Here is a 6,700-nt window from a genome sequence, read left to right as displayed (position 1 = left end):
GTCCAGCCACCGGCCGCCCCCTTCCCACCCTGTAAAACGGGAAGCGGGCGGCCCACCTGTCTCGGCTACCATTTCAAGGTTCGTAAAACAACCCGACCTGGGAGCAGCCGGATGGCTCGACACCTCATCACCAGCGCCCTTCCGTACATCAACGGGATCAAGCACCTGGGCAACATGGTGGGGTCCATGCTCCCGGCGGACGTGTACTCCCGGTACCTCCGCCAGCGCGGCCACGACGTCCTCTACATCTGCGCCACCGACGAGCACGGCACCCCCGCCGAGCTGGCCGCCAAGGAGCAGGGCCTGCCGGTGGACGAGTTCTGCGCCCAGGCGCACGACGCCCAGAAGGCCGTCTACGACGGCTTCGCGCTGGCCTTCGACTACTTCGGCCGCAGCTCCAGCCCGGAGAACCGCGAGATCACCCAGCACTTCGCCCGCAAGCTGAACGAGAACGGCTTCATCGAGGAGCGGGCGATCCGCCAGGTCTACAGCCCGGCCGACGGCCGGTTCCTGCCGGACCGCTACGTCGAGGGCACCTGCCCGCACTGCGGCTACGACAAGGCCCGCGGTGACCAGTGCGAGAACTGCACCCGCGTGCTGGACCCGACCGACCTGATCAACCCGCGCAGCGCGATCTCCGGCTCCACGGACCTCGAGGTCCGCGAGACCAAGCACCTCTTCCTGCTCCAGTCCAAGCTCCAGCACGAGGTCGAGGAGTGGGTGGCCCGGCATGAGGCCGACTGGCCGCAGCTGGCCGCCTCCATCGCCCGCAAGTGGCTGACCGAGGGCCTGCACGACCGGGCGATCACCCGCGACCTGGACTGGGGCGTCCCGGTTCCGGCGGACACTTGGCCGGAGCTGGCGGCCGAGGGCAAGGTCTTCTACGTCTGGTTCGACGCCCCGATCGAGTACATCGGCGCGACGAAGGAGTGGGCGGACCAGGACCCGGAGAACCGGGACTGGAAGTCCTGGTGGTACGACGTCGACACCCAGGTCCGCTACACGGAGTTCATGGCCAAGGACAACGTCCCGTTCCACACGGTGATGTTCCCGGCCACGGAGCTGGGCGTGCGCGAGCCGTGGAAGAAGGTCGACTACGTCAAGGCCTTCAACTGGCTGACGTACTACGGCGGCAAGTTCTCCACCTCGCAGAAGCGGGGCGTCTTCACCGACCAGGCCCTCGACATCCTGCCCGCCGACTACTGGCGCTACTTCCTGATCGCCAACGCGCCGGAGTCGGACGACTCGTCGTTCACCTGGGAGCACTTCACCGCCACGGTGAACAAGGACCTGGCCGACACCCTCGGCAACTTCGTCAACCGCGTGCTGTCCTTCTCCCGCAAGCGCTTCGGCGACGAGGTCCCGGCCGGCGGCTTGCCGGGCGAGGCGGAGGCGAAGCTCGGCGAGGAGATCGCGGCGCTGCTCGCGGAGTACGAGTCGCAGATGGAGGCCCTCCAGTTCCGCAAGGCCGCGGCCGCTCTGCGCGCCCTGTGGTCGGCCGGAAACTCCTACCTGGAGGAGAAGGCCCCCTGGCTGGAGATCAAGACCGACAAGGACGGCGCGGCCCTCACCCTGCGCACCGCGATGAACCTCATCCACCTCTACGCGGTCGTCTCCGAGCCCCTGATCCCGGCCACCTCGGCGGCCATGCGCAGCGCCTTCGGCCTCCCGGCCGACACCGCGACCTGGGTCACCTCGGATGAGGCCAAGGCCCTCGCCTCCGTCCCGTCCGGCACCCCCTTCACGGTCCCGCCGGTCCTGTTCGCCAAGCTGACGGACGAGGACCTGGCCACCTACAAGGAGCGCTTCGGCGGCCAGGAAGGCTGAGCAGGCCCAGCCTGGGACACACCCCGCCCGAAGGGCCCGCGAGCCGCACCGCTCGCAGGCCCTTCCGCCTCCACCGCCTCCCCCGCCCCGTCTGGCAGAGTACGGATGCCGTGAACCTTCCCGAACCCCACCGGCGGCTCCTCGCGGACGCCGTCACCGCGGGCGGACCGTACGGTCTGGTGCTCGCCGGCGGCTACGCCCTTCAGGCGCACGGACTGATCCGGCGCCCGCACGCCAACGTGGACCTCGCCACCGAGAGCGGCGAGCCCATGGACCGCCTCTCCGGTGCCCTCGCCGCCGCCCTGGAGGCGCGTGGCCGTACCGTGCGCCCCGGCGCCGCCACCGAGCGCACTGCGCAGCTGACCGTCACCGACCCGCCGACCGGCGAGCCCTGCGTCCTCGCCCTGCACAAGGAGAGCCTGTGGGGGCCGCCGGACCTCACCGAGTACGGTCCCGCGCTCTGCCTGGAGGACGCCGTCGGCACGAAGATCCGCGCGCTCTACGACCGGGGCGCGGCCGTCGACCTGATCGACGCCCGGGCGGCGGCGGCCCGCTTCTCCCTGCCCGCCCTGGAGGAACTGGGGCGCCGGCACGCCCATGACGTCTTCGACCTGCCCACCCTCCAGTCCCGGCTGACCGGCACGGACTTCTACGCCGACGCCCAGTTCACCCGGTACGGCCTCACCGAGGCGGCGCTCGCCGAGCTGCGTGCCTGGGCCCAGCGGTGGTCCGACGACATCGCCGAGCGACTGCTGGAGGACGGTGCCTCACCCGACACGGAGAGCGGGGAGGAAGAAGGGGAAGACGCCGAGTGACGGCGAAACGCCCGGGCCCCAAGGGCACCGGGCGTTTCAACGACCACCGGAGGGACTACTTCGGCTGCGGCTTCCTGATGTCCAGGTGCAGCTCGCGCAGGCGGGCCTCCTCCAGCTCGGTCGGGGCGCCCATCATCAGGTCCTGGGCGTTGCCGTTGAGCGGGAAGGCGATCGTCTCGCGGATGCTGGGCTCGTCCGCGAGGAGCATCACGATGCGGTCCACGCCGGGCGCGATGCCGCCGTGCGGCGGGGCGCCGAAGCGGAACGCGCGGAGCATGCCCGCGAACTTCTCCTCGACGGTCTCCCGGTCGTAGCCAGCGATCTCGAACGCCTTCAGCATGATCTCCGGCTCGTGGTTCCGGATCGCGCCGGAGGACAGCTCGACACCGTTGCAGACGATGTCGTACTGCCAGCCCAGGATGTCCAGCGGGTCCTGGGTCTCCAGGGCCTCCAGGCCGCCCTGCGGCATCGAGAAGGGGTTGTGCGAGAAGTCGATCGCGCCGGTCTCCTCGTCCTTCTCGTACATCGGGAAGTCGACGATCCAGCAGAACCGGAAGACGTTCTCCTCGAAGTGGCCGGCGCGCTTGGCGGCCTCGACGCGGACCGCGCCCATGATCTTCGAGACCTCGTCGTACTCGCCCGCGCCGAAGAAGATCGCGTGGCCCGGGGCCAGCGAGAGGCGCTTGGTCAGCTCGGCGACGTTCTCCTCGGTGAGGAACTTCGCGATCGGGCCGGACAGCGTGCCGTCCTCGCCGACGCGCACCCAGGCCAGGCCCTTGGCGCCCAGCGAGACCGCGTAGTCGCCGAGCTGGTCGAAGAACTTGCGCGGCTGGTCCTGGACCGCCGGCACCGGCAGCGCGCGCACGTGCTTGCCGGCGAACGCCTTGAACTCCGAGCCCTCGAAGACATCGGTGATGTCCACCAGCTCCAGCTTGGCGCGCAGGTCCGGCTTGTCGGAGCCGTACTTCAGCATCGCCTCGCGGAACGGGATGCGCGGGAAGGGGGACGTGACGTGGCGGCCGCCACCGAACTCCTCGAAGAGTTCCGTCATCAGCCGCTCGATCGGCTGGAAGACGTCCTCCTGCTCGACGAAGCTCATCTCGACGTCGAGCTGGTAGAACTCGCCCGGCGAACGGTCGGCGCGGGCGTCCTCGTCGCGGAAGCAGGGGGCGATCTGGAAGTAACGGTCGAAGCCGGAGATCATCAGCAGCTGCTTGAACTGCTGCGGGGCCTGCGGCAGGGCGTAGAACTTGCCGGGGTTCAGCCGGGAGGGGACGACGAAGTCGCGGGCGCCCTCGGGGGAGGTCGCGGACAGGATCGGCGTCGCCATCTCGTTGAAGCCGAGCGCGGTCATCTTGTGGCGGATCGCGGAGATGACCGCCGTCCGCAGCATGATGTTGCGGTGCATGCGCTCGCGGCGCAGGTCGAGGAAGCGGTACTCCAGGCGCCGCTCCTCGTTGACGCCGTCCTCGGCGTTGATGGTGAAGGGCAGCGGCTGGGCCGCGCCGAGCAGCTCGACCTCGGTCACCTCGACCTCGATCTCACCGGTCGGCAGCTCGGGGTTCACGTTCTCGGTTCCACGTGAAACAACCTTGCCGTCGACGCGGACCGTGGACTCCTTGGAGAGCTTGTCCAGGGCCTCGTAGGCGGGCGTGCCGGGGCGGGCGACCAGCTGCGTGATGCCGTAGTGGTCGCGCAGATCGATGAAGAGGATGCCGCCCAGGTCGCGCCGATTGTGCAGCCAGCCACTGAGCCGGACGTCGGTGCCGACGTCAGAGGCGCGGAGCTGGCCGCAGGTGTGGGACCTGTACCGATGCATCGTCGTTCATCGTCCTTCGCGGATTGAGTTGGTGATCACCGGGGTTGCCGCCCCCAGCTGAACCAAGGGTACCGGCCACCCCAAGATCGGCTCCCCACCATTTGCGGCCCTCGGCCCTACGGTGGCACGCCGCGCACACATTGTCTTAAATGGGGACAATGCGCACAGGTGAGCCGCTCCCGGCCGTAGGGGATGTCCTCGCCGCCCTCGCGACCGGTGTGTGGCACTGGGACACGGCGGACAAGCTGGTCACCGTGGACGCGGAGGCGGCGCGGCTGCTCGGGCTGCCCGCGGCGCCGGCCACCCTCACCGAGGCCCAGACCCGGGCCCGGCTGCACCCGGTGGACTGGAACGAGATCACGTCGGTGGTGCAGCTCGCGGTCGCCGAGGACACGCTCGCCGAGGTGCGCGTGCGGATCATGGACGAGCGCGGCGAGGTGCTGCGCGTCGTGCGCAGCCGGTCCAAGCCGTCGTACGACCGCGAGCGGCGCGCCTACGTACTGACCGGCACCCTCCAGGAGGTCGCCGAGCCGGGCCCGGACGCGGGTGGTCGCACCACGGTCACCGGGCCCTGGCGGCGCTCGCGGGAGGCGTTCCTGCTGGACGCGGGCCGGGCGCTGGCGGAGGCGCGGTCCACGGCGGAGGTGCTGCGGGTCGCCGCGGGCCTGTCGATGCCGGGGTTCTCGCCGGACGGGCTGGTGGTCTTCGGGGTGGAGGGCGACCGGCTGACGATGATCGGCCACCACGGGCACCGGACCGACGACATGGGCCCCTTCACCCAGATGCCGCTGGCCATGGAGTACCCGGCGGCCGAGGTGGTGCGCACCGGCCGCGCGGTGTACCTCTCCTCGCCCGAGGAGTACAAGGACCGCTTTCCGGTGACCTGGCCGCTCGCCCGACCCTTCGGGCGCAGCTCATGGGCGTTCCTGCCGCTGACCGTGGGCGGGCGCACGATGGGCGCCTGGATGGCCGGCTTCGCCTATCCGGTCGCCTTCACCCCGGACGAGCGCGCGGTGCTGACGACGGTGGCCCGGATGCTCGCCCAGGCTCTGTCCCGGGCGGAGACCGCCGAGTCCGAGCGGGAGCTGACGGAGGGACTGCAACGCTCCATGCTGCCCTCGCTCGGCCCGCAGATCCCGGGGATCGCGATCGCCGCCCGCTACATCCCGACCGGCGGCGGGCTCCAGGTGGGCGGCGACTGGTACGACATGATCCCGCTGCCCTCCGGCCGCTTCGCGCTGGTCATCGGGGACGTCCAGGGGCATGACGTGCGGGCGGCCGGGCTGATGGGCCAGCTGCGGATCGCGCTGCGCGCCTACGCCTCCGAGGGGCACCGCCCGGACGCCGTGCTCTCGCGCGCGTCCCGTTTCCTGCACGGGATCACCCAGGACGAGGGCGAGTCCGACGCGCGCTTCGCGACCTGCCTGTACGTGGCGGTCGACCCGGCGACCGGACGGCTGGAGATCGCCCGCGCGGGCCATCCGGACCCGGTGATCCGGATGGCCGACGGCACGGTGATGAAGCGGCCGACGGCGGGCGGGCTGCCGCTGGGCGTCGACCCGGACGCGGACTATCCGACGACCCGGTTCGCGCTCCAGCCGGGGGAGACCCTGATGCTGTGCACCGACGGGCTGATCGAGACCGGCGGGCACGATCTGGAGAGCGGCTGGCGGCGGCTGCGCGCGATCCTCGAGGACCACGAGGGCGACCTGGAGTCGCTGGCCGACGCGCTGGTGCAGGGCGTGCACGGGCCCTCCTCGCACCACACCACCGGCCCGCTGGCCGACCGCCGCGAGGACGACATCGCGCTGGTGCTGCTGTGCCGTCCGGGGCGGGGCGGCGGACCGGACGGCAGCGCGGCGGTACGGACCCTGGGCCGGCGCGTGCTGCTGTCGGTGGGGCAGGACGAGCCCGAGCGGATCGCCGAGGCCCGCCGGTACGTGCGCGAGCTGCTGCACGACTGGACGGACCCCGACCAGGTGGACTCGGCGGAGCTGCTGGCCTCCGAGATGGTCACCAACGTGCTGGTGCACACCGACACCGACGCGCTGCTGCTGGCCGAGGTCGCCCCGGGGGGCGGCCGGCGCCGGCTGCGGGTGGAGGTCTTCGACACCGGTGACGACCTCCCGCACAAGCGCCGCCCCGGCGAACTCGCCTCGTCCGGGCGGGGACTGCTGCTGATCGGCCTCCTGGCGGACACCTGGGGGGTGGAGCCGAGGGGCGAGGGCAAGAGCATCTG

4 protein-coding genes are annotated in these 6,700 nt (G+C 71.1%); 3 read left to right on the top strand and 1 reads right to left on the bottom strand.

From position 1 onward, the window contains the following. The first annotated feature begins 111 nt into the window (after positions 1–111). A complete protein-coding gene (gene metG, locus FRZ03_RS16710) occupies positions 112–1,827 on the top strand; it encodes a methionine--tRNA ligase (protein WP_146465958.1) in 1,716 nt (571 codons plus the stop codon). A 110-nt stretch (positions 1,828–1,937) separates the two neighbouring features. Next, positions 1,938–2,642 (top strand): hypothetical protein, encoded by a 705-nt coding sequence (locus FRZ03_RS16705; protein ID WP_146465957.1) that lies wholly within the window; start codon positions 1,938–1,940, stop codon positions 2,640–2,642. A gap of 55 nt (positions 2,643–2,697) precedes the next feature. Here the strand turns inward: FRZ03_RS16705 and aspS are convergent, their stop codons facing one another. After that, positions 2,698–4,461 carry an aspartate--tRNA ligase gene (gene aspS, locus FRZ03_RS16700; RefSeq protein WP_146465956.1) on the bottom strand — a complete coding sequence of 588 codons (1,764 nt, stop codon included), beginning with the start codon at positions 4,459–4,461 and terminating at the stop codon, positions 2,698–2,700. 158 nt (positions 4,462–4,619) lie between these two features. Between aspS and FRZ03_RS16695 the strand changes: the two genes are divergently transcribed. Beyond that, on the top strand, positions 4,620–6,700 hold a 2,081-nt coding region (locus FRZ03_RS16695), incomplete at its 3' end, for a SpoIIE family protein phosphatase (protein WP_146465955.1).

The sequence above is a fragment of the Streptomyces misionensis genome (genome assembly GCF_007896895.1).
GTDB lineage: Bacteria > Actinomycetota > Actinomycetes > Streptomycetales > Streptomycetaceae > Streptomyces > Streptomyces misionensis_A.
Note: the sequence above shows the minus strand (reverse complement) of the source record. Positions and strands in the feature narration are given on the sequence as shown.

What these genes read in the sequence shown, in the direction of transcription:
- metG (WP_146465958.1), top strand. Translation starts at nt 112, where the DNA reads ATGGCTCGACACCTCATCACCAGCGCCCTTCCGTACATCAACGGGATC.
- aspS (WP_146465956.1), bottom strand. Translation starts at nt 4,461, where the DNA reads ATGCATCGGTACAGGTCCCACACCTGCGGCCAGCTCCGCGCCTCTGAC.